Genomic DNA, 22,029 nt, shown 5'->3' with positions numbered 1-22,029 from the left:
TCCTTATTCTGACGACGCGGTGAGCATGGCGCGAAACCGGGGCCAGTCAAAGGCCGGGCCGGGATCGGTTTTTCTCTCCGGGGCAATATCACTGTGCCCCGTGATATTGTCGGCGATAGCCGGGTAGAGTCCGATAAGCGTGCGGGTCACGGCCGCTAGCTGTTGATACTGTGAATCGGTATAGGGCGTGGTATCCGTGCCTTCCAGTTCAATCCCGATAGAAAAATCGTTGCACCGTTCGCGCCCGTGATACATCGACGCCCCGGCATGCCAGGCGCGCTTATCAAAGGGAACATACTGAACCACTTCACCATCGCGACGAATCAGGCAGTGAGCCGATACGCGCAGATGCGCAATTTCAGCAAAAAAGGGATGAGCAGCGGGATCAATCGTTCCCGTGAATAACGCATCGATCCACGGGCCGCCAAATTCACCCGGCGGGAGACTAATATTATGAACCACCAGCAGTGTGGGCTTTTCATCCTCCGGGCGGCAATCGTGGTGCGGCGAGGGCACATGCCGCGCATCCACCAGCCATCCGTTTTCTAACAACATGCTGGAACTCCTTCTGTATGGTGCAAAGACTCGGTTCAGAGTAGCATGTTTCAATATTATGATTCGTTACCAATTTGGAGTTTTATCATGCCGCCTCGCCGCTATAACCCCGACCACCGACGTGAAGCGCTTCTGGAACGTATTAATATGGATATTCCGGCAAGCGTCTCCCATGCTTTGAAAGAAGATCTGGGCGGTGACGTTAATGCTGATAAGGATATTACCGCACAATTGTTGCCAAAAGAGACACGCTCCCACGCGGTCATTATCACCCGTGAAGACGGTGTTTTTTGCGGCAAGCGTTGGGTTGAAGAGGTCTTTACACAACTGGCAGGCGACGATGTGCAGGTGACCTGGCACGTGGAAGACGGCGATGCAGTCAAGGCCAACCAGCCGCTGTTCGAACTGGACGGACCTTCCCGCGTCTTGCTGACCGGCGAACGTACCGCGCTCAATTTTGTACAAACGCTCTCAGGCGTGGCCAGCGAAGTGCGTCGCTACGTTGACCTGCTGGCCGGTACCCGCACTCAGCTGCTGGATACCCGCAAAACGCTGCCGGGCCTGCGCACCGCGCTGAAATATGCGGTGCTCTGCGGCGGGGGCGCAAACCATCGTCTGGGCCTGTCCGACGCCTTCCTGATTAAAGAGAACCACATTATTGCCTCTGGCTCCGTGCGTCAGGCGGTGGAGAAAGCCTTCTGGCTGCACCCGGATGTGCCGGTTGAAGTGGAAGTGGAAAACCTGGACGAGCTGGAGCAGGCGATTAAGGCCGGGGCCGATATCATCATGCTCGATAACTTCGAAACAGAGCAGATGCGCGAGGCGGTCAAACTGACAAACGGCCGGGCTCAGCTTGAAGTGTCCGGGAACGTCACTTTCGAAACGATCCGTGAATTCGCCGAAACCGGCGTGGATTACATCTCCGTCGGTGCGCTAACCAAACACGTTCGCGCTCTCGACCTCTCAATGCGCTTTAAATAACGCATTCTCCCCTCTCCACCCGGAGAGGGGAATTTCTGCCCCGCTCGCAGATCCGCAGCTTTTCCCTGCAACACTGAATAAATTCTCTGAAGCCCCCTTCCCGTTCCCTTTTTTACCCCTCGTTTCTGCTCTTTCCCGCTGACAAAGTAGCGCCACTTTGCATAAGGAGCAGATATGGACAGACAACAAGGCTTCACACTCATTGAGCTGATGGTGGTCATTGGCATTATTGCGATTCTGAGCGCCATCGGCGTCCCCGCCTATCAGAATTACCTGCGCAAGGCGGCGCTGACCGATATGCTGCAAACCTTCGTTCCCTACCGCACCGCCATCGAGCTTTGCGCGCTGGATCACGGTGGTGTGGAAAGCTGCGATGCCGGCAGCAACGGCATCCCTTCCCCCACCACGACACGCTACGTTTCGGGAATGAGCGTAGCGAAAGGGGTCGTGACCTTAACAGGACAGGAAAGTCTTAACGGGCTGACGGTAACCATGACGCCACGGTGGAGCGACGGCAACGGTATGACGGGCTGGACGCGTGACTGCAGCATCAGTGCTGACAGCGCCCTGAAGCAGGCCTGCGAAGACGTTTTCCGCTTCGACAATAACTGAGGAGCGGAAAATGAATACCGATCAACTCGTGGCGCTTTGCCTGCGTCATCACGCTCTGCTGCTCAACAGCGACAGTGACATGGTCAGCATCGCCGTTGTAGGCAACCCCGCGGCTGAACTGATGGAGGCGCTGCGTTTCGCCACCCAGAAACGAATTGATATTGAGTGCTGGAGTGCTGAGCGCATGGAAAAACAGCGACAGCTAACGTCACAATCCCATCTGCCCGTTGTTTCGCAAACGCACTCAACGGTAGATATCCTCAACCACACGCTGCAGCAGGCAATCAACCAGCGCGCCTCCGACATTCATATCGAACCGATGGAGCACGCGTGCCAGATCCGTTTACGCATCTACGGGGTTCTTTGCCCCCAGCCTCCGCTTTCCGCCTCGCTGGCAAGCCAGTTCAGCGCACGTTTAAAAGTGCTGGGTAACCTGGATATTGCAGAGCGTCGTTTGCCACAGGACGGTCAGTTTACGATTGAGCTGGCGAACGCGCCGGTCTCGTTTCGGATCGCGACGCTTCCCTGCAGCGGCGGCGAGAAAATTGTGCTGCGTCTCCTGCATCAGGTTCAGCAGGCCCTTGAGCCAAAAGCGCTTGGCATGAGTGCTGAACAACTGGCCTGTTTTAATGAGGCCCTCCACCAGCCGCAGGGGCTAATTCTGGTTACCGGCCCTACCGGCAGCGGCAAAACCGTGACGCTGTATAGCGCGCTGCAGGCGCGTAACACCCCTGACGTCAACATCTGTAGCGTGGAGGATCCCATTGAGATCCCCCTTGCGGGATTAAACCAGACGCAGATTAATCCCCGGGCGGGTTTAACATTCCAGAGCGTGCTGCGGGCGCTGCTACGCCAGGATCCAGACATCATTATGGTCGGCGAAATTCGTGACGGTGAAACGGCCGGGATTGCCATTAATGCTGCCCAGACCGGGCACCTGGTGCTATCAACGCTGCACACCAACTCGACGACGGAAGCCCTGACTCGCCTGGAGCAGATGGGCGTGGCGCGCTGGATGATATCTTCCGCGCTGTCGATGGTGATTGCCCAGCGGCTGGTCCGGCGTCTGTGCCGGCACTGTTGCCGGGAAGCCAGCGAGCATGCTGAATTACCGCGCGCCGTATGGTCCAGACCGCTTCCACGCTGGCAGCCCATCGGCTGTGAGCGTTGTTATCACGGTTTTTATGGCCGCGTGGCCATTTTTGAGGTACTCGCGATCGACAATGCCCTGCGGCAGGCCATTGCCAGCGGGGCGGGAACAGAAGTGATAGAGGCGAGCGCCCGGCAGGCGGGAATGATTTCTCTTTTTGAGCACGGCTGCATGGCCGTCGAACAGGGGATGACCACGATCGAAGAGCTGGTGCGCGTCCTGGGCATGCCGGATGGCTGCTAATCAGCTCTGGCGCTGGCGAGCGCTCACCCTGGAAGGAGAACCCCGAAGCGGGACTCTCTGGGCCACAGACCGCAATGCCGCCTTCACCCGGCTGATGCACAGCGGCCTCCATCCTCTGACGCTGACCCGATGCGCTCAGAGACACCGCTGGCGGCCACACCACTGCTACGAGATGTTTCGCCAGCTCGCAACGCTTCTGCAGGCCGGGCTGACATTGTCCCACAGCCTGCAGATGCTGGCAGAACAACATCCGTTAAAACCGTGGCAGGCGCTGCTGCAAAGCATTGCCGATGAGCTTAGTGAGGGAGCTCCCTTTTCTGAGTCGCTAAAAAAGTGGCCAGCCGTTTTTAGCCCACTGCATGTCTCGATGGTGAAAACCGGTGAGCTCACAGGGAAGCTGGAGGAGTGCTGTCGCCAGCTCGCGCAGCAGCAAAAAGCGCAGCAGCAGCTCAGTGCGAAAGTGAAAAAGGCGCTGCGCTACCCGGCGATCGTCCTGACCCTGGCCGTACTCGTGGTGCTGGCGATGGTCATCCTGGTCTTGCCCGAGTTTGCCGCGATCTACAAAACGTTTAACACTCCGCTTCCGCTGCTGACGCAAATGGTCATGGGGATGGCCGCATTTATGCGGTCATATGCCCTTGCGTTGTTCGCCGCGTTACTCGCGCCCTTAGCCACCGCCTGGATTCTGCGGCAGAACCCTCGCTGGCAGCGCATCCTGATGCTCACTCCCGTGTTCGGCGCACTGGCAAAAGGTCAAAAACTGGGACATATCTTTACCGTGCTGTCACTCACGCAACAGGCGGGCATCCCCTTTTTACAGGGCCTGGAGAGTGCAGAAGAAACTGTTGAGAACCGGTACTGGCAAGGGATACTTCGCAGCGTGCGGGAGGACATTGAAAAAGGTCTGCCCGTCTGGTCATCCTTTCAGAAGGCGGCATTGTTTACCCCGCTGTGTATTCAGCTTTTACGAACCGGCGAAATGTCAGGTGCGCTGGACATCATGCTGGCAAACCTCGCCCGACACCACACGGAACAGACCTTTCAACGAGCAGATAACCTGGCGGCGCTTCTCGAGCCGGTGCTTCTGATTGTGACTGGGGTCATCATCGGCACGCTGGTGGTGGCAATGTACCTGCCGATTTTCCATCTGGGAGATGCGATGAGTGCGGGCTAGTGCAGAACAGTGCTGGCGCATGGGCATGCGCCAGCGAAAACCATTACAGGCTATTGAATACGCGGTTTTCCTGTTCCTGAACGCGAATAAACGTTGTACGTTTTGTCAGCTCTTTCAGGCGGGATGCCCCAACGTAGGTGCAGGCCGAGCGCAGGCCGCCGAGGATATCGCGCGCGGTGTATTCAACCGGGCCGCGCAGAGGCAGCTTCACGGTTTTACCTTCTGCCGCACGGTATTTTGCCACGCCACCGACGTGACGGGTCATCGCGGATTCAGAGCTCATGCCGTAGAACAGCATAAATTTCTCGCCGTTCTCTTCAACCACGGTACCACCGCTCTCTTCGTGACCTGCCAGCATACCGCCGAGCATCACGAAGTCCGCACCGCCACCGAAGGCTTTCGCAACATCACCCGGCATGGTGCAACCGCCGTCGCTGATGATCTGGCCGCCGAGCCCGTGCGCCGCGTCGGCACATTCAATGACGGCGGAGAGCTGCGGATAACCGACGCCAGTTTTGACGCGCGTGGTGCATACGGAGCCCGGGCCAATACCTACTTTCACGATATCTGCACCGGAGAGGATCAGCTCTTCACACATTTCACCGGTCACCACGTTGCCCGCGATGATGGTTTTCGTCGGCCAGGCCTCACGCGCCTTGCTGACGAACTGCACGAAGTGCTCGGAGTAACCATTCGCCACATCAATACAAACGAAGTTGAGTGCCGGGTTAGCATTCAGGATCTGTTTGGTCTTCTCGAAATCCGCATCGGAGGTACCGGTAGAGACCATCACATGCTTCACCACGTCAGCAGACGCGGACGCAACGAACGCATTCCACTCTTCAGGGCTGTAATGTTTGTGCACGGCTGTGAGAATGTCGAACTGTGCCAGGGCGGTTGCCATCTCAAACGTTCCCACAGTATCCATGTTGGCAGCGATGATCGGCACGCCAGACCAGGTCTGACCGGAATGCTTAAAGGTGAATTGACGTTCGAGTTCAACGTCTGAGCGACTTTTCAGTGTAGAGCGTTTAGGGCGGATAAGAACGTCTTTGAAACCTAACTTCAGATCTTCTTCGATACGCATGTGCGGATTCCTGGGGTTAGAGGCAAATATGTTAAAAGCACAACTCCAGTGACGTTATCATACGCACTAATACCTGCTCCGCAAGACTGCGAAATTCTCTTTTTTTACGCTACAATCCTATAAATTTACCTGGTAAAAAGCCGGTAAACGGGGCTCAACAGTGGCTGGCGCACGCAAGAATTTTAATCAACTGATTTTAAAAATGAATAATTCCCAGGATTTGATTTAATGGGGTATATCGTCGCATTAACCGGCGGCATCGGTAGTGGCAAAAGTACCGTTGCTGACGCTTTCTCTCGTTTGGGTATCACGATTATCGATGCCGATATCATTGCCCGCCAGGTGGTAGAGCCCAATACACCCGCGCTAAAGGCCATCGCAGAACATTTTGGTCAGGCCATCATCAATGCCGATGGCACACTGAATCGCCGTCAGCTTCGTGAATGCATTTTTTCCGATTCCGCGGAAAAAGCCTGGCTTAATAGCCTTCTCCACCCCATCATCCACCTGGAAACTCAGCGTCAGATCGCCGCGGCCCGCTCGCCCTATGTCTTATGGGTGGTTCCGCTACTGGTTGAAAATCAGCTGCAGAAGAAAGCCGATCGGGTGCTGGTGATTGATGTCTCTCCCGAAACGCAAATCCAGAGAACCATGACGCGCGACCATGTCTCGCGGGAGCATGCTGAACACATTCTTGCCGCTCAGGCTACGCGCGCTCAGCGCCTTGCCGTGGCGGATGATGTCATTGATAATAACGGCGCACCAGATGCCATTGCATCGGATGTTGCCCGTCTGCACGCGCAGTATCTGACGTTTGCCGCGCAGGCCGTTGCACAGGAAAAACCATAATGTCGACACACATCCTTTTTGAGCATCCGCTCAACGAAAAAATGCGTACCTGGCTGCGCATCGAATTCCTCATTCAGCAGCTTTCACAACATCTGCCGGTTAACGATCACGCTACGGCGTTGCATTTCTTCCGCAATGTAGGCGATCTGCTGGATGTGATTGAACGCGGCGATGTCCGCACAGAATTGCTTAAAGAGCTGGAGCGCCAGCAGCGTAAATTACAGGCATGGGCTGAGGTTCCGGGGGTGGATGTAAGCCGTATCGATTCCCTTCGCCAGCAGCTTAAAACCAGCAGCAGCATCCTGATGGCTGCACCGCGCGTCGGGCAGTTTTTGCGTGAGGACCGCCTGATTGGCCTGGTGCGCCAGCGCCTGAGCATCCCTGGCGGTTGCTGCAGCTTCGACCTGCCGACGCTGCATATGTGGCTCCATATGCCACAAGCCCAGCGTGACGCGCAGGTGAACAGTTGGCTGGCAAGCCTGGAGCCGATGCACCAGGCGCTGTCGCTGATCCTCGATCTGATCCGTAACTCAGCGCCGTTCCGCAAGCAAACCAGCCTGAATGGTTTCTACCAGGATAACGGTGATGATGCCGATCTTCTGCGTCTCAATCTGTCTCTTGGCGAACAGCTTTACCCACAGATTTCCGGGCATAAGAGCCGCTTTGCGATTCGCTTTATGCCGCTGGACAGTGAAAATGGCACCGTGCCGGAACGTCTCGATTTTGAACTGGCCTGTTGTTAAGGAGTGCCGATGTCTGATGTCACCACCGTAAGCTGCCCTACCTGTGGCAAAACCGTTGTCTGGGGCGAAGTGAGTCCGTTCCGCCCATTCTGCTGCAAACGCTGCCAGCTTATTGACCTGGGCGAATGGGCGGCGGAAGAGAAACGCATTCCGAGTAAAGGCGATCTCTCCGACAGCGACGACTGGAGTGAAACCCAGCAGTAATCTGTAAAGCCTGCTGGCGCGTCGCTCAGCAGGCCTACGGTTGTGCGACTAACCGCAGGATCACAGGTTCATTAGCTGGCGGGAATTTTTCGGCATCACTTGCCTGAAGCTCTACCCAGTTACCCGGCTGTCCCTCTTTTCCCCAGGGTTCACCTTCCCAGTTTTCCACCAGCCAGAACCACAGCGTGATGTGCCTGTCCGGAAACTGGTACTCAAGCTTATCAAACAGCGTAGCGCCAAGCGGAGTGATCCCCACCTCTTCCTGAAGTTCCCGAACCAGCGCCTCTTCCGGCGTTTCACCTGACTCGATTTTACCGCCCGGAAACTCCCACTTGTTCGCCATATGGGCGTCGGCAGCACGCTGGGTGATGAAGATTTGGTTTTGCGGGTTGCGAATAATCCCGACGGCAATTTGCAGTATTTTCATATTGTTACTTCCATAAAAAAGGCGCAGATGTCTGCGCCTTTTTGTTTTTTTATGAACTTAGCTCAGACGGCCGTGGCACGCCTTGTACTTTTTACCGGAACCACACGGGCACGGATCGTTACGGCCCACTTTACGATCGCCGGTCTGCGCGGCGATCGCCGCTGCGGCTTCGCTGTCGTCGGTCTGATGACTCAGCTGTTGCATTTGTGCCAGACGCTCGGCTTCTTCACGACGCTGCTGCTCCATCGCTTCCACTTCTTCCGGCATACGCACCTGAACCTTGCTCAGGGTGCTGATCACTTCGTACTTCAGTGACTCCAGCATAGACGCAAACATGGAGAAGGATTCACGCTTGTATTCCTGCTTCGGATCTTTCTGCGCATAGCCACGCAGGTGGATACCCTGACGCAGGTAGTCCATCGCCGCCAGATGCTCTTTCCACAGGGAGTCCAGGGTCTGCAGCATCACGCCTTTTTCGAAGTGACGCATCATTTCAGCGCCAACAACCTCTTCCTTACGCTTGTAAACGTCCAGCGCGGTTTCAAAGATACGTTCACGCAGGGTCTCTTCGTGCAGCTCAGGCTCTTTGTCCAGCCACTCTTTGATTGGCAGTTCGAGGTCAAAGTCATTTTTCAGACGTTCCTGCAGGCCTTCAATATCCCACATCTCTTCCAGAGACTGCGGTGGAATATGCGCGTCGATGGTGGCTTTGAACACATCTTCACGAATGCTGTTGATGGTTTCGCTCACGTCGGACACGTCCAGCAGTTCGTTACGCTGGGTGTAGATCGCACGGCGCTGATCGTTAGCCACATCATCATATTCCAGCAGCTGCTTACGGATATCAAAGTTGCGGCTTTCCACTTTACGCTGTGCGTTAGCGATCGCTTTGGTGACCCACGGGTGCTCAATAGCTTCGCCAGGTTTCATCCCCAGCTTACGCATCATGCCGGATACACGGTCGGAGGCAAAAATACGCATCAGCGCATCTTCCATAGACAGGTAGAAACGGGATGAACCGGCATCACCCTGACGACCCGCACGACCACGCAGCTGGTTATCGATACGACGGGATTCATGACGCTCTGTACCGATGATATGCAGACCGCCGGAAGCCAGAACGGCGTCATGACGAACCTGCCAGTCGGCTTTGATCTGGGCAATCTGTTCTGGCGTTGGGTTTTCCAGCTCCGCCACTTCAGCCTGCCAGCTACCGCCCAGCATAATGTCGGTACCACGACCCGCCATGTTGGTGGCGATGGTTACGGCAGCCGGATAACCCGCCTGCGCAACAATATCCGCTTCTTTGGCGTGGAATTTGGCGTTAAGAACGTTGTGTTGGATACCCGCTTTCGTCAGCTCGTGCGAAACCACTTCGGATTTCTCGATGGAGATGGTCCCCACCAGAACCGGCTGGCCATTGGCAGTACGGTCGCGAATATCTTCGATGATCGCCTGAATTTTTTCCGCTTCGGTCATGTACACCAGGTCCGGCATATCCTTACGGATCATCGGACGGTTGGTTGGAACGACCACGGTATCCAGCTTGTAGATAGAGCTGAATTCAAACGCTTCGGTATCAGCAGTACCGGTCATCCCCGCCAGTTTCTCGTACAGACGGAAGTAGTTCTGGAAGGTGATAGACGCCAGCGTCTGGTTTTCATTCTGAATATCCACACCTTCTTTGGCTTCCACAGCCTGGTGCAGACCGTCAGACCAGCGACGTCCCTGCATGGTACGGCCGGTGTGCTCATCGACGATGATCACTTCACCGTCTTTTACGATGTAGTCGACGTCGCGGGTGAACAGCGCGTGGGCACGCAGCGCGGCGGTCACGTGGTGCATCAGCATAATGTTGCTCGGGGAGTACAGAGACTCGCCCTCTTCCATAATGCCTTCAGCGACCAGCAGCTCTTCAATTTTCACCAGACCACGTTCGGTCAGGTTCACCTGGCGCGCTTTTTCATCAACGGAGAAGTGGCCTTCACCCTGGAAGGTATCCGAGTCCTCTTTCTCCTGACGCAGCAGGTGTGGAATGATTTTGTCGACCTTACGGTACATCTCGGAGCTGTCTTCAGCCGGGCCGGAGATGATAAGCGGAGTACGCGCTTCATCGATCAGGATGGAGTCCACCTCATCCACCAGCGCATAGTGCAGTTTACGCTGCACGCGCTCTTCCGGGCTGAACGCCATGTTGTCACGCAGGTAGTCGAAGCCGTATTCGTTGTTGGTACCGTAGGTAATGTCCGCGTTATACGCTTCACGCTTGGCTGGCGCAGGCAGGCCGGACATGTTGATGCCGACGGTCATACCGAGGAATTCGAACAGTGGACGGTTGTTTTCGGCGTCACGCTGCGCCAGATAGTCGTTGACGGTTACCACGTGAACGCCTTTACCGGTCAGCGCGTTCAGGTAAGCCGGCAGCGTTGCGGTCAGGGTTTTACCTTCACCGGTACGCATTTCCGCGATGCAGCGCTCGTTAAGCACCATACCGCCCAGCAGCTGAACGTCGAAGTGACGCATGCCGAATACGCGCTTACTTGCTTCACGCACAACAGCAAACGCTTCCGGGATCAGGCTTTCTAAGGTTTCGCCTTTTTCCAGACGCGCACGGAATTCCGCCGTTTTCGCTTTCAGCTCATCATCAGAGAGCTTCTCCATCGCCGGTTCCATCCCGTTGATGACGGCAACAGCTTTGCGCATACGGCGCAGGGTACGATCGTTACGACTACCAAAAACTTTAGTTAACAATTTGATTAGCATAATAAATTCTCAAACGCCCCATCGTGGGCAGATAAATTAAGGTATTGAAAAAGTTAATTTAGCTGAGGCGTTGCGGCCCGGCACGAATGCCGTGAGTCTGGCTAATCCAGGTTGAGACAGAGAATGAGACAGGCGGAACGAGCGCGAGCTGCGTCGTCTGGCGAACCATAACCGGCGGCTGGCTGTCCTGCGTGAGCAGCGCGTTGAGCGTGTCCAGCAGCGCAAGATGCTGTGCCTGCACCGGAAGCGTCTCTTCCGCAACAGGCATGGCCTGTGGTGCCATCGCGAAGGAGAGATGACGGATAACCGTGCGGATAGCGTGCTGGTGCCAGTAATCAACGGAGAAATTCGGGCGGCGGCTGGCTTCAAGCCACGCGAGGTTTGTAAAGTTAACCCGCGTGTTGAGATCGTGTTTGGTGGTAGAGGTTTTCGCGGGCGTCGCCGCTTCGGCACTGTTGCTGAGCGCAGGCAAGCCGAAACTCGCCGCGACCATCCCTAATAAGAGATGCGGCCAGAAGTAACGTCTGCCAAATTGTCGCCAGCGCGTCAGTATTCCGCTCACCTGCTCCACCCAATAAGCCAGCCTTGCAGAGGCTGAGTTCAGTTATTCTTTTTAGCGCCCAGATAGTACCACTAAAGCTAATGTACATCAGCAGGAATGAGGTGCCGCCGCGGGAAAAAACGGTCAAGAATGCAGCTAACGCACACATTTTCTGCGTAAGACAAACGAGAGATAACGCCGGGGCAAACGAAGAAGGGTAAAAATAAAAACGACTGGTCTTCCTGGTCGGAGAGAGTACCAGGTTAACCAGTCGATTTTTTTACGAAACGGTTTGAACCGTTACGCCAGAACCATGCTTGGTGCTTTGAAAGCCAGCGGCAGTTCAGCTTCGTCTTCGAAGGTCACATATTCCCAGGCTTCCTGTTTTGCCAGGACGGCCTGCAACAGTTTGTTGTTCAGCGCATGACCGGATTTGAACGCGGTAAATGCACCAATGATGTTGTGACCACACATGAACAGGTCGCCGATAGCATCCAGCATTTTGTGACGAACGAATTCATCTTCGAAACGCAGGCCGTCTTCGTTCAGTACGCGATAATCGTCAACAACGATGGCACAATCGAAGCTGCCGCCCAGGCACAGGCCGCGGGACTGCAGATATTCGATATCACGCATGAAGCCAAATGTACGGGCTCGGCTGATCTGGCGCATAAACGCATCAGCAGAGAAGTTCATCGCATAGCGTTGGGTGCTGGAGTCAATTGCCGGATGGTTAAAGTCGATGGTAAAGTCCAACGAGAAACCATTGTACGGTTTGAATTCAGCCCACTTGTCGCCATCTTCGACGCGAACGGTCTCTTTGATGCGTACAAATTTCTTCGCGCAGTTCAGTTCTTCGATGCCGGCATCCAGCAACAGATAGACGAACGGTGCAGCACTGCCATCCATAATCGGGATTTCTGGCGCATCGACTTCAACAATAATGTTGTCGATACCCAGACCCGCCAGGGCGGCGTTCAGGTGCTCTACGGTAGAAATCCGCACGTCATGCTCGTTCACCAGACAAGTACAGAGCATAGTATCACGCACAGATTTGGCATCGGCCGGAAAATCTACCGGTGGATTCAAGTCGGTGCGACGATAGATGACCCCGGTATTGGCCGGCGCAGGGCGTAACGTCAGCGTGACTTTCTTGCCGGTATGTAAACCGACACCTGTCGCCTGAACGATACGTTTAAGTGTCCTTTGTTTGATCATCGTATAATCTCGCCAAATTAACTATCCAACCGAGAGTGTATATCACTAACGGTGGGCCAGTTTAGCACAAAGAGCGCAAATCCCCTAATTCCAGCCAATTCTTAGTCAGCTTGCTTACGCAGGAACGCCGGGATATCCAGATAATCTGGCTCTTTCGCCGTTTGCGGCGTTGGGTCGTTCACCACTTTCGCGGCCGGTTTCTGCTCCTGAGTCAGAGGAGACATACCGTGCTGCTGGTAACGATCCATTACCGGTTGCTGAGTCTGCTTGTTGGTCACTAAGGTGATCTCAGGACGTTTGTCCATACCGATACCGGTCGCAACAACGGTAACACGCAGCTCGTCGTTCATTTCAGGGTCAAGGGAAGTACCGATTACCACGGTAGCGTTGTCAGAGGCGAACGCACGGATAGTGTTACCCACGGTTTCGAACTCATCCAGACGCAGGTCGAAGCCAGCGGTAATGTTGACCAGCACGCCGCGCGCACCAGACAGATCGATATCTTCCAGCAGTGGAGAAGAGATAGCCATTTCAGCCGCTTCTTCTGCACGGTCTTCACCGCTCGCCACGCCAGAGCCCATCATCGCGTAGCCCATTTCGGACATCACGGTGCGAACGTCTGCAAAGTCAACGTTCATCAGGCCAGGACGGGTAATCAGTTCAGCGATACCCTGAACCGCACCTTTCAGCACGTCGTTTGCTGCACCGAATGCGTCCAGCAGGGAGATACCGCGACCCAGAACTTTCAACAGCTTATCGTTCGGGATGGTGATCAGCGAGTCCACATGCTTGGACAGCTCGGTGATACCCTGCTCCGCGAACGCCATACGCTTCTTGCCTTCAAAGTTGAAAGGCTTGGTCACGACAGCAACGGTCAGGATACCTAAATCTTTTGCCACTTCAGCCACAACAGGTGCTGCGCCGGTACCGGTACCGCCACCCATACCTGCTGCGATGAAGACCATGTCCGCACCTTCCAGTGCAGCGCGCAGGGCTTCACGATCTTCTTCAGCCGCATTGCGACCCACTTCCGGGTTAGCCCCTGCTCCCAGCCCTTTGGTGATACCACCGCCGATCTGGATAGTCTGGCCTACAGCCGTTTTACGCAGTGCCTGTGCATCGGTGTTAACTGCGAAGAACTCAACACCCTCAATGCGTTCACGCACCATATGCTCTACGGCGTTACCGCCGCCGCCACCGACGCCGATGACTTTAATCACCGCGTCGTTGGTCAGTTCCATAGGTTCAAACATAATTTCTCTCTCCGTTGTGCCTGTCGCCCGAGACCGCTAATTCTCTCCGGTCTCTTAAAAAAATTAAAACTCTTTTCGCAACCAGTTGTTCAGTCGTTTGACCCACGACCCCACTGAGACGCGTTTTTCCACTTCTGCTTCACCACTGAGATGAGATTCCTTCCCGTAGTGGAGCAGGCCCACGGCCGTTGAATAATACGGCTCCTGAGCATAATCCGTTAAACCGGTGATATTCAGCGGCGCACCAATACGCACCTGCGTATGGAACACGCGCTGTGCACAGGCCGCAAGACCTTCAATTTGCGCTGCGCCGCCGGTTAATACAATCCCCGCCGCAAGATGATGTTTAACGCCCTGCTGACGAAGCTGTTCCTGTAACTGTAAAATCTCTTCGTTGACCAGGTTGAGCAGCTCGGTATAGCGCGGCTCAATCACCTCTGCCAACGTCTGGCGCTGCAGGCTGCGCGGTGGACGACCACCAACGCTCGGCACTTCAACGCTCTCATCTTTGCCAACAATAGACCCCAGCGCACAGCCGTGGCGCACTTTAATCGCTTCTGCATCGCTCGGCGGCGTACCAAAAGCGTAAGCAATATCGCTGGTCACGACGTTCCCTGCGTACGGGATCACTTTGGTGTGGCGCAACGCACCGCCGGTATATACGGCGATATCCATTGTACCACCACCAATATCGACCACACAGACACCCAGTTCACGTTCATCTTCGGTCAGCACGGAATAACTTGCCGCCAGACCCGCGAAAATAAGTTGGTCAACTTTCAGGCCACAACGTTCAACGGCTTTTACAATGTTCTTCGCCATATCGTTGTGACATGTGATCAGGTGCACTTTTGCCTGCATACGTACGCCAGAAAGACCGACCGGGTTCTTGATCCCTTCCTGGTAGTCAATCGCATATTCCTGCGGGATGACATGCAGCACGCGATGCTCATCGCGGACGCGCACGGACTTCGCCGTGTGCACGACGTTTTCAACGTCTTCCTGCGTCACTTCTTCCTCAGAAATCGGCACCATACCAATTTCGTTCTGGCAGCTAATGTGCTTACCAGAAAGGGCCAGATAGACAGAAGAAATCTGGCAATCTGCCATCAATTCAGCCTGATCGATGGCGCGCTGAACGCATTTCACCACCGATTCAAGATCGTTTACCCCACCTTTATCCATACCACGGGACGGGCAACTGCCTACGCCAATGATATTGACCATACCGTCGGGCAGAACTTCCCCTACTAAAGCGGCAACCTTCGCGGTGCCAATCTCCAGTCCAACTACCAGTTTTCTGTCCGTCGCCTTGATCATTGTTGTTCTGCCTGTACCTGTGCCTGATTCTGTTGCTGATTAGGTTCCTCGACCGGAGCCGGTACCCAACCGACTGCTGCGCCTGAGTCATAGCGCAAATCAACGTAGCTTATCCGTTTGCCGTCAGTCTGTGCCTGCTGCTGTAAAACCGGGTAAAGTTCGACAAAACGCGCCAGACGCTTCATTGTGTCTCCGCGTCCCAGGTTGAGCTTAATGCCGTTCGTTAACGTCAGCTGCCAGGAACGGCGCGCCGTCATGGCAGCATCTTTTAACGTAAACCTGTCCTTCGCCAGCACCTGACCCATCTCGCGAAAACCCTGTAACACTTCGTTTTCGCTGCCTTCAGGGCCATACAACATCGGTAAATTTTGCTTGTTGACACGATCGGTCGGGACGCTGAAGGAATTTCCGTCTACGTCAACCATGTGCTGATCATTCCAACGCGCAATGGGCACATATTCAACCAGATGAATCTTCAATTCATCAGGCCATTGCTTTCTTACGCTCGCCTGTTTTATCCATGGCAGACGTTCTATCTGGCTCTGGATAATATTGACGTCCTGCGTCATAAAGGTGCCAGGCGAGCCCAGCGCCAGTATTGACTGACGAATATCGTCGTTACGCGTGTAGTGGCGCTCGCCGGTGACCACCAGCTTAGAGAGCGGCAACCGCTGCGCATCTTCCATCCAGCCCAGGACCATCCAGCCGCTGATAAACACAGTGCACAACACCCCGAGCAGGAAAATGATGCCTGCAAGACGCGTTCCATTACTGCGGCGTGAAGAGGTGTATTCGTCCTCGTCATCGCGGTTGCGCGTGTTCAATGCAGCCTGAGACATATCAGCCTGCCTGGTCCAGAATGCGTACGACTAACTGCGAGAAACTCATCCCCGCCTGACGCGCAGCCATCGGCACAAGGCTGTGACTGGTCATTCCCGGAGAGGTATTGGCTTCCAGCAAATAAAATTGCCCATCACTGTCCTGCATCACGTCGATGCGTCCCCAGCCGCGGCATCCCAGAACATGCCAGGCTTTAAGCACCAGGGACTGTAAATCTGCTTCACGCTCGGCTTCAAGACCACAAGGGCAGAAATATTGCGTCTCATCAGAGAGATACTTCGCCTCATAATCATAGAAGACTCCAGCGGGTTGGATGCGGATTGACGGTAAAATTTCTTCGCCAAGCATCGCGACGGTAAATTCTGGCCCGCTGAGCCATTTTTCAATCAGAACTTCTTCATCATGTTGAAATGCCAGTGCTAAAGCGGACGAAAGATCTTCAGCTTTGTCGACTTTGGACATTCCCACACTGGAGCCTTCCCGGCTGGGCTTTACAATAACCGGTAAGCCCAGTTCAGCAATGCGTGTATTAACGCTATCCGGCAGGCCCAATTCAAATTCGCGACGCGTCAGCGCAACCCATGGCGCAACGGGTAACCCCGCGCCCTGCCACAGGAGTTTGCTGCGCAGTTTATCCATAGAGATAGCGGAGGCCATCACGCCGCTGCCGGTGTACGGCATGCCGATCAAATCCAGAAGCCCCTGCAGGGTGCCATCTTCACCGCCGCGACCATGCAAAGCGATAAAGACTTTATCGAAGCCCATGGCTTTTAATTGCTTCACGTCGACCTCTTTTGGGTCGACCAGGTGCGCATTGACGCCCCCTTCACGCAGGCCCGCGAGCACAGCCGCGCCGGAATTCAGGGAAACCTCACGCTCGGCGGAGGTGCCGCCAGACAGGACAGCAATCTTATCAGCCATGATGCTCATCCTCCTGAGTTTGCGGCTTCAGTTTGATTTCAGCTAAGGTACGGGCGATTTTGCCGATATTTCCCGCGCCCTGAATCAGAATCAGATCGTTACCTGCCAGGACCGGTGCCAGAATTTCCGCCACCTGTGCAGGGTCAGAAACCAGAATAGGGTCCACTTTACCGCGTCCACGGATGGTGCGACATAAAGAACGACTGTCTGCGCCCGGAATCGGAGTTTCGCCCGCTGAATAAACATCCAGCATTAACAAGGTATCAACCTGTGACAGGACGCTGGCGAAATCGTCGTACAGATCGCGCGTACGCGTGAAGCGGTGCGGCTGGAAGATCATCACCAGATTTTTGTCAGGCCAGCCTGCACGTGCGGCTTTGATGGTGGCGTCCACTTCGGTCGGATGGTGGCCGTAGTCGTCCACCAGCATCGCTGTGCCGGCTTTACCGTTCACGGCGTCCAGCGGGAATTCACCGAGGAAGTCGAAACGACGGCCGGTGCCCTGGAAGCTTTCCAGCGCGCGCAGAATCGCATCATCATCAATGCCTTCTTCCGTCGCGACGGCCACTGCCGCTGCGGCATTGAGGGCGTTATGGCGACCTGGCGCATTCAGCGTGACGTGCAGCAGTTCTTTGTCCTGACGCGCCAGCGTGAAATGCCCCTGCGCACCAATCTGTTTGTACTCTTCCACGCGGACATCAGCGTCTTCGCTGAAGCCGTAAGTGGTGATTTGACGACCCACGCGCGGCAGCAGCTCGCGGATCACCGGATCGTCTACGCACATCACCGCGCGTCCATAGAACGGCAGGTTGTGCAGGAAGTTGATGAAGGTCTGCTTTAGGTTTTCGAAGTCGCCCTGGTAGGTATCCATATGGTCAGCTTCGATGTTGGTGACAATCGCCACCATTGGCTGCAGGTGCAGGAACGACGCGTCGCTCTCATCCGCTTCGGCAATCAGATAACGGCTGTGGCCCAGACGCGCATGTACGCCTGCGGCTTTGACCAGACCGCCGTTGACGAAGGTCGGATCGAGACCCGCTTCCGCATAAATACTGGAGACCATCGCCGTGGTCGTGGTTTTACCGTGGGTCCCGGCAATAGCGATGCCGTGACGGAAACGCATCAGTTCCGCCAGCATTTCTGCACGGCGGATCACCGGAATGCGCGCTTCATGCGCGGCAACGATTTCCGGATTGTCAGAGGAGATGGCGCTTGAGACCACCACCACGCTCGCATCGCGCACGTTTTCCGGACGATGGTTGAAATAGATAGTCGCCCCAAGCGACGCCAGCTGCTGCGTAACAGGGTTTGGCGCCAGGTCAGACCCGCTGATCTGATAGCCTTCGTTAGCTAACACTTCGGCAATACCGCCCATGCCAGCACCACCGATGCCAACAAAGTGAATGTGCCGGACGCGACGCATCTCGGGCACGATTGAACGCAGTTTTGCCAGTTGTTGTGTATTCATTCTCTAAACGCCATCGACTACTTAAAATTCGTGCCGCGCTTCACGCGCTGCGAGGGTTAAGCCTGGGCTGCCAGGCTCACTTCTTTTGCCACCCGTTCCGTCGCATCAGGGATAGCGGCCGCGCGCGCGCGTTGCGCCATCTCCAGCAGTGCGTCTCTGTTCCAGCCCGCCAGGGTGGTGGCGACCGCGTCGGCGGTAAATTGTGGCTGCTCAAATATCTTCGCGGCACCGGCTTTCTCAAGCGGCAGCGCATTCCAGTACTGCTGTCTGTCTTTGTGCTGGAACGGCACAAACAGGGCAGGCAGACCGGCGGCGGCGATCTCGCTCACCGTCAGGGCACCTGAACGACAGACCACGACATCGGCCCAGGCATACGCTGCCGCCATGTCGTCGATAAACTCTGTGACTTTATGCTGCGGCTGACCTTCGTCTGCGTAAGCCTGCTCAACGGTCTGCTGAGCGCCTTTTCCGCTCTGGTGCCAGATCGTCACGGCATCCCCCAGCTTTGCGGCAACCTGCGGCATCGTCTGGTTTAGGATGCGCGCGCCCTGAGAGCCGCCGACGACCAGTACACGCACCGGCCCTTCACGGCCCGTCAGACGAGCGTCCGGCAGCGGCAGCGCCAGCACGTCCACACGCACCGGGTTACCTACGACGTCCGCTTTCGGGAACGCGCCGGGAAACGCCTGCATAACTTTGGTGGCGATTTTCGCCAGCCATTTGTTGGTCAGACCGGCAATACCGTTCTGCTCATGCAGCACAACGGGAATACCTAACGACCACGCCGCCAGCCCGCCAGGACCCGAGACATAGCCGCCCATGCCCAGCACCACATCCGGCTTAAAGCGCTTCATGATGGTGCGCGCCTGACGCCAGGCGTTAAAAATACGCACCGGTGCCAGCAGCATTGCCTTGAGGCCTTTGCCCCGAAGGCCGGAAATACGAATAAAGTCGATCTCGATACCGTGCTTCGGTACCAGATCGGCTTCCATGCGGTCTGCGGTTCCCAGCCAGCGTACCTGCCAGCCCTGATCCATTAAATGGTGCGCAACCGCCAGTCCCGGGAACACGTGTCCGCCGGTACCGCCTGCCATCACCATTAACCGCTTCGGTTGATTCATCGTGAACCTCGTGTAAACGCCTGGGCTTTTTCCAGACGCGTCTCATAATCTATGCGTAACAACAGCATGATGGCCGTCGACATAATCAACAGACTGGAACCACCATAACTGATCAACGGCAACGTCAGACCTTTGGTCGGCAGCATACCCGCTGCGGCCCCGACGTTAACCAATGCCTGGAAGCTAAACCAGATACCAATTGAACAGGCTAAGAATCCTGAGAAGCGGTGATCGATCTCCAGCGCTTTCCGGCCGATGGACATGGCGCGGAAAGCGACGAAGAATACCATTAATAGCGCTAATACCACACCGATATAACCCAGTTCTTCCGCAATAATGGAGAAGATGAAGTCAGTGTGCGCTTCCGGTAAATACTCCAGTTTCTGTACCGAGTTACCCAGACCCTGTCCCCAGACTTCGCCGCGACCAAAGGCCATCAGCGACTGAGTCAGCTGATAACCGCTGCCGAACGGATCTTCCCACGGGTTCCAGAACGAGGTTACACGGCGAATACGGTAAGGCTCGGCGAGGATCAGCAGCACAACCGCCGAAATCCCCATTCCGATGATAGCGATGAACTGCCACAGCTTCGCGCCCGCCAGGAACAGCATCGCCAGGGTGGTAACGAACAGCACGACAACGGTACCGAGGTCAGGCTGCGCCAGCAGTAATACCGCCAGCACCAGAATCACGCCCATCGGTTTTAAGAAGCCGCGCAGGTTGTTACGCACTTCATCTACCTTACGCACCAGGTAGTTAGCCAGGTAGCAGAACAGGGAGAGCTTGGTAAATTCCGCAGGTTGAATACGCAGCGGGCCAAAGGCGATCCAGCGCGATGCCCCGTTAACAGAGCTCCCCACCACCAGTACGATCAGCAGCATAATAATCGAGGCGATCAGCATCGCCGTACTGTGCCGCTGCCAGAACTCCATTGGCAGACGCAAGGTCACCAGCGCCAGGCAAAACGCCAGGATGATGTACAGACCATCACGCTTGGCAAACAGGAAAGGATCGTTCGCCAGACGCTGCCCGACAGGCATTGAGGCTGACGTCACCATAATAAAGCCGACCGCTGCCAGCCCCATCGTGAGCCAGAACAGCGTGCGATCGTACATGACCAGGCTATCGTTATCTTTTTGACGAGAGCCCATCACCCAGCCTTTGAGTGCCGCAAACAACCACACCAGGATCCCAAATCCTGGCAGGCGCGGCATTTTCAGGCGAGGGAGAGATAAACGCATCAGCCTAACTCCTTCGCCAGGCGGGTAAAGACATCACCACGCTGTTCGAAATTCTTGAATTGATCGAGGCTGGCGCAGGCCGGAGAGAGCAGCACCATATCGCCTGGCTTCACGCGAGGAGCAATCAGCCGCATCGCCTGTTCCATGGTTTCGGTTTGCTCGGCGACCTCAGGGCACAGTGCAGCCAGCTCGCTGCCGTCACGGCCGAAGCAGTACAGACGGACGTTATCACCGGAAAGATACGGTTTCAGGGAGGAGAAATCCGCTGATTTACCGTCGCCGCCCAGCAGCAAATGCAGCGTGCCGTCAACGTGCAGGCCGTTCAGCGCGGCCTCCGTGCTGCCCACGTTGGTGGCTTTAGAGTCGTTGATCCAGCGTACGCCGTTGTGCTCCAGCGCCAGCTGGAAACGGTGTGCCAGCCCAGAAAACGTGGTTAATGCTTTCAGGCTGGAGGAGCGTGGCAACCCTACTGCATCTGCCAGCGCCAGCGCCGCCAGGGCATTGGTATAGTTGTGCTGACCAGTGAGCTTCATCTCTTTCACGTTCAGCACTTTCTCACCCTTCACGCGCAGCCAGGTTTCGCCCAGCTGGCGGTTCAGGTGGTAATCCCCCATCGTAATACCGAAGCTGATGCAGCGATCGTCTGCGCCACGCACCGGCATGGTCAGCGCATCATCGGCATTCACTACGCAGACTTTGGCATTCTCATAAACGCGCAGCTTGGCGGCACGGTACTGCTGCAGACCAAATGGATATCTGTCCATGTGATCTTCAGTCACGTTGAGGATTGTCGCAGCCGCAGCGTGCAGGCTGGAGGTTGTTTCCAGCTGGAAGCTGGAAAGCTCGAGAACATACAGCTCACAGCCTTTGTCCAGCAGCATCAGAGCGGGTAAACCAATGTTACCGCCAACGCCGACGTTCATGCCCGCCGCTTTCGCCATTTCACCCACCAGGGTAGTGACGGTGCTTTTACCGTTAGAACCGGTAATGGCGATAACGGGCGCCTGTGCTTCGCGGCAGAACAGCTCAATATCGCCGATAATCTCAACGCCCGCATCCGCGGCAGCGCTCAGTGAAGGATGCGCCAGCGCCATTCCCGGGCTGGCGACAATCAGATCGGCTGCCAGCAGCCAGTCATCATTCAGACCACCAAGGTGGCGTTCAACCTGTTCAGGCAGTTTGTCCAGACCCGGCGGAGAGACACGCGTATCCATCACGCGCGGCGTCACGCCACGCGCGAGGAAAAAGTCCACGCAGGAGAGCCCCGTAAGGCCCAGCCCGATGATAACGACTTTTTTGCCCTGGTAATCTGCCATGA

Annotated in this window: 21 protein-coding genes; 7 read left to right on the top strand and 14 right to left on the bottom strand. The window is 55.8% G+C overall.

Translation table 11 applies throughout. The annotated features are described in order from the left end of the window. Window positions 1-3 precede the first annotated feature (3 nt). Window positions 4-555, bottom strand: a complete 552-nt coding sequence (gene ampD / locus ACMGG5_RS09545; protein ID WP_420277790.1) for a 1,6-anhydro-N-acetylmuramyl-L-alanine amidase AmpD — start codon at window positions 553-555, stop codon at window positions 4-6. Window positions 556-642: 87 nt separating this feature from the next. Here ampD and nadC point away from each other — a divergent pair, with 87 nt between their 5' ends. The 4 genes from nadC (at window position 643) to hofC (ending at window position 4,715) form a co-directional block, all read left to right on the top strand. Next, window positions 643-1,536 carry a carboxylating nicotinate-nucleotide diphosphorylase gene (nadC, locus tag ACMGG5_RS09540; RefSeq protein ID WP_248166007.1) on the top strand — a complete coding sequence of 298 codons (894 nt, stop codon included), beginning with the start codon at window positions 643-645 and terminating at the stop codon, window positions 1,534-1,536. Window positions 1,537-1,710: 174 nt separating this feature from the next. Then, the gene (gene ppdD, locus ACMGG5_RS09535) at window positions 1,711-2,148 is read left to right on the top strand and encodes a prepilin peptidase-dependent pilin (RefSeq protein WP_024907471.1); all 438 of its coding nucleotides are present in this window, start codon (window positions 1,711-1,713) and stop codon (window positions 2,146-2,148) included. Window positions 2,149-2,158: 10 nt separating this feature from the next. Beyond that, window positions 2,159-3,541, top strand: a complete 1,383-nt coding sequence (gene gspE, locus ACMGG5_RS09530; protein WP_420277789.1) for a type II secretion system protein GspE — start codon at window positions 2,159-2,161, stop codon at window positions 3,539-3,541. Next, entirely contained in the window at window positions 3,531-4,715 is a 1,185-nt protein-coding gene (gene hofC, locus ACMGG5_RS09525; protein ID WP_420277788.1) for a protein transport protein HofC, read from the top strand. The genes gspE and hofC overlap by 11 nt, the downstream gene beginning before the upstream one ends. A gap of 43 nt (window positions 4,716-4,758) precedes the next feature. Here the strand turns inward: hofC and ACMGG5_RS09520 are convergent, their stop codons facing one another. Continuing rightward, complete coding sequence (locus ACMGG5_RS09520; protein ID WP_023310407.1) at window positions 4,759-5,802, bottom strand: GMP reductase; 1,044 nt, start codon at window positions 5,800-5,802, stop codon at window positions 4,759-4,761. A gap of 228 nt (window positions 5,803-6,030) precedes the next feature. On the opposite strand from ACMGG5_RS09520, the gene coaE reads away from it, so the two are divergent. Genes coaE through yacG form a run of 3 tightly spaced genes read left to right on the top strand, consistent with a single transcriptional unit; the run spans window position 6,031 to window position 7,598 of the window. After that, window positions 6,031-6,651: a dephospho-CoA kinase gene (gene coaE, locus ACMGG5_RS09515; protein ID WP_048989643.1), complete on the top strand. Its 621-nt coding sequence runs from the start codon at window positions 6,031-6,033 to the stop codon at window positions 6,649-6,651. Then, the gene (zapD, locus tag ACMGG5_RS09510) at window positions 6,651-7,394 is read left to right on the top strand and encodes a cell division protein ZapD (RefSeq protein ID WP_252073773.1); all 744 of its coding nucleotides are present in this window, start codon (window positions 6,651-6,653) and stop codon (window positions 7,392-7,394) included. Before coaE ends, zapD begins: the two co-directional genes overlap by 1 nt. A gap of 9 nt (window positions 7,395-7,403) precedes the next feature. Next, window positions 7,404-7,598, top strand: a complete 195-nt coding sequence (gene yacG / locus ACMGG5_RS09505; RefSeq protein WP_045401034.1) for a DNA gyrase inhibitor YacG — start codon at window positions 7,404-7,406, stop codon at window positions 7,596-7,598. Between the two features lie 34 nt (window positions 7,599-7,632). On the opposite strand, the gene mutT is transcribed toward yacG, so the two are convergent. The 12 genes from mutT to murD form a co-directional block, all read right to left on the bottom strand. Beyond that, window positions 7,633-8,025 carry an 8-oxo-dGTP diphosphatase MutT gene (mutT, locus tag ACMGG5_RS09500; RefSeq protein WP_023310403.1) on the bottom strand — a complete coding sequence of 131 codons (393 nt, stop codon included), beginning with the start codon at window positions 8,023-8,025 and terminating at the stop codon, window positions 7,633-7,635. Between the two features lie 57 nt (window positions 8,026-8,082). Then, window positions 8,083-10,788 carry a preprotein translocase subunit SecA gene (gene secA, locus ACMGG5_RS09495; protein WP_024907463.1) on the bottom strand — a complete coding sequence of 902 codons (2,706 nt, stop codon included), beginning with the start codon at window positions 10,786-10,788 and terminating at the stop codon, window positions 8,083-8,085. A gap of 58 nt (window positions 10,789-10,846) precedes the next feature. After that, window positions 10,847-11,350, bottom strand: coding sequence for a secA translation cis-regulator SecM (gene secM / locus ACMGG5_RS09490; RefSeq protein ID WP_073961640.1), 504 nt, complete (start codon window positions 11,348-11,350; stop codon window positions 10,847-10,849). Between the two features lie 279 nt (window positions 11,351-11,629). Then, on the bottom strand, window positions 11,630-12,547 hold the full coding sequence (gene lpxC / locus ACMGG5_RS09485) for a UDP-3-O-acyl-N-acetylglucosamine deacetylase (protein WP_008501977.1): 918 nt from the start codon (window positions 12,545-12,547) through the stop codon (window positions 11,630-11,632). A 101-nt stretch (window positions 12,548-12,648) separates the two neighbouring features. After that, window positions 12,649-13,800: a cell division protein FtsZ gene (gene ftsZ / locus ACMGG5_RS09480; protein WP_008501978.1), complete on the bottom strand. Its 1,152-nt coding sequence runs from the start codon at window positions 13,798-13,800 to the stop codon at window positions 12,649-12,651. 63 nt (window positions 13,801-13,863) lie between these two features. Further along, window positions 13,864-15,120 carry a cell division protein FtsA gene (gene ftsA / locus ACMGG5_RS09475; protein WP_023334508.1) on the bottom strand — a complete coding sequence of 419 codons (1,257 nt, stop codon included), beginning with the start codon at window positions 15,118-15,120 and terminating at the stop codon, window positions 13,864-13,866. After that, window positions 15,117-15,959, bottom strand: a complete 843-nt coding sequence (gene ftsQ, locus ACMGG5_RS09470; RefSeq protein WP_024907461.1) for a cell division protein FtsQ — start codon at window positions 15,957-15,959, stop codon at window positions 15,117-15,119. Before ftsQ ends, ftsA begins: the two co-directional genes overlap by 4 nt. A gap of 1 nt (window position 15,960) precedes the next feature. Then, the gene (locus ACMGG5_RS09465; RefSeq protein ID WP_420277787.1) at window positions 15,961-16,881 is read right to left on the bottom strand and encodes a D-alanine--D-alanine ligase; all 921 of its coding nucleotides are present in this window, start codon (window positions 16,879-16,881) and stop codon (window positions 15,961-15,963) included. Then, window positions 16,874-18,349: a UDP-N-acetylmuramate--L-alanine ligase gene (murC, locus tag ACMGG5_RS09460; protein ID WP_420277786.1), complete on the bottom strand. Its 1,476-nt coding sequence runs from the start codon at window positions 18,347-18,349 to the stop codon at window positions 16,874-16,876. Before murC ends, ACMGG5_RS09465 begins: the two co-directional genes overlap by 8 nt. Before the next feature lie 56 nt (window positions 18,350-18,405). After that, window positions 18,406-19,470 (bottom strand): undecaprenyldiphospho-muramoylpentapeptide beta-N-acetylglucosaminyltransferase, encoded by a 1,065-nt coding sequence (gene murG / locus ACMGG5_RS09455; protein ID WP_023334504.1) that lies wholly within the window; start codon window positions 19,468-19,470, stop codon window positions 18,406-18,408. Further along, on the bottom strand, window positions 19,467-20,711 hold the full coding sequence (gene ftsW, locus ACMGG5_RS09450; RefSeq protein ID WP_420277785.1) for a cell division protein FtsW: 1,245 nt from the start codon (window positions 20,709-20,711) through the stop codon (window positions 19,467-19,469). The genes murG and ftsW overlap by 4 nt, the downstream gene beginning before the upstream one ends. After that, window positions 20,711-22,027, bottom strand: a complete 1,317-nt coding sequence (gene murD, locus ACMGG5_RS09445; protein ID WP_420277784.1) for a UDP-N-acetylmuramoyl-L-alanine--D-glutamate ligase — start codon at window positions 22,025-22,027, stop codon at window positions 20,711-20,713. Before murD ends, ftsW begins: the two co-directional genes overlap by 1 nt. Window positions 22,028-22,029 lie beyond the last annotated feature (2 nt).

It is taken from the genome of Enterobacter sp. BNK-34 (genome assembly GCF_048684445.1).
GTDB classification, from domain to species: domain Bacteria; phylum Pseudomonadota; class Gammaproteobacteria; order Enterobacterales; family Enterobacteriaceae; genus Enterobacter; species Enterobacter pseudoroggenkampii.
The sequence above is the reverse complement of the archived record's forward strand: the minus strand, read 5'-3'. Positions and strand labels throughout refer to the sequence as shown.

Excerpts from the sequence above, each read along its gene's own strand:
- ampD (WP_420277790.1), bottom strand. The coding sequence starts at position 555 with ATGTTGTTAGAAAACGGATGGCTGGTGGATGCGCGGCATGTGCCCTCG.
- nadC (WP_248166007.1), top strand. The coding sequence starts at position 643 with ATGCCGCCTCGCCGCTATAACCCCGACCACCGACGTGAAGCGCTTCTG.
- mutT (WP_023310403.1), bottom strand. The coding sequence starts at position 8,025 with ATGAAAATACTGCAAATTGCCGTCGGGATTATTCGCAACCCGCAAAAC.
- ACMGG5_RS09465 (WP_420277787.1), bottom strand. The coding sequence starts at position 16,881 with ATGGCTGATAAGATTGCTGTCCTGTCTGGCGGCACCTCCGCCGAGCGT.
- yacG (WP_045401034.1), top strand. The coding sequence starts at position 7,404 with ATGTCTGATGTCACCACCGTAAGCTGCCCTACCTGTGGCAAAACCGTT.
- ftsZ (WP_008501978.1), bottom strand. The coding sequence starts at position 13,800 with ATGTTTGAACCTATGGAACTGACCAACGACGCGGTGATTAAAGTCATC.
- lpxC (WP_008501977.1), bottom strand. The coding sequence starts at position 12,547 with ATGATCAAACAAAGGACACTTAAACGTATCGTTCAGGCGACAGGTGTC.
- gspE (WP_420277789.1), top strand. The coding sequence starts at position 2,159 with ATGAATACCGATCAACTCGTGGCGCTTTGCCTGCGTCATCACGCTCTG.
- ftsW (WP_420277785.1), bottom strand. The coding sequence starts at position 20,711 with ATGCGTTTATCTCTCCCTCGCCTGAAAATGCCGCGCCTGCCAGGATTT.
- zapD (WP_252073773.1), top strand. The coding sequence starts at position 6,651 with ATGTCGACACACATCCTTTTTGAGCATCCGCTCAACGAAAAAATGCGT.
- murG (WP_023334504.1), bottom strand. The coding sequence starts at position 19,470 with ATGAATCAACCGAAGCGGTTAATGGTGATGGCAGGCGGTACCGGCGGA.
- hofC (WP_420277788.1), top strand. The coding sequence starts at position 3,531 with ATGGCTGCTAATCAGCTCTGGCGCTGGCGAGCGCTCACCCTGGAAGGA.
- coaE (WP_048989643.1), top strand. The coding sequence starts at position 6,031 with ATGGGGTATATCGTCGCATTAACCGGCGGCATCGGTAGTGGCAAAAGT.
- secA (WP_024907463.1), bottom strand. The coding sequence starts at position 10,788 with ATGCTAATCAAATTGTTAACTAAAGTTTTTGGTAGTCGTAACGATCGT.
- ftsA (WP_023334508.1), bottom strand. The coding sequence starts at position 15,120 with ATGATCAAGGCGACGGACAGAAAACTGGTAGTTGGACTGGAGATTGGC.
- ppdD (WP_024907471.1), top strand. The coding sequence starts at position 1,711 with ATGGACAGACAACAAGGCTTCACACTCATTGAGCTGATGGTGGTCATT.
- murD (WP_420277784.1), bottom strand. The coding sequence starts at position 22,027 with ATGGCAGATTACCAGGGCAAAAAAGTCGTTATCATCGGGCTGGGCCTT.
- murC (WP_420277786.1), bottom strand. The coding sequence starts at position 18,349 with ATGAATACACAACAACTGGCAAAACTGCGTTCAATCGTGCCCGAGATG.
- ACMGG5_RS09520 (WP_023310407.1), bottom strand. The coding sequence starts at position 5,802 with ATGCGTATCGAAGAAGATCTGAAGTTAGGTTTCAAAGACGTTCTTATC.
- ftsQ (WP_024907461.1), bottom strand. The coding sequence starts at position 15,959 with ATGTCTCAGGCTGCATTGAACACGCGCAACCGCGATGACGAGGACGAA.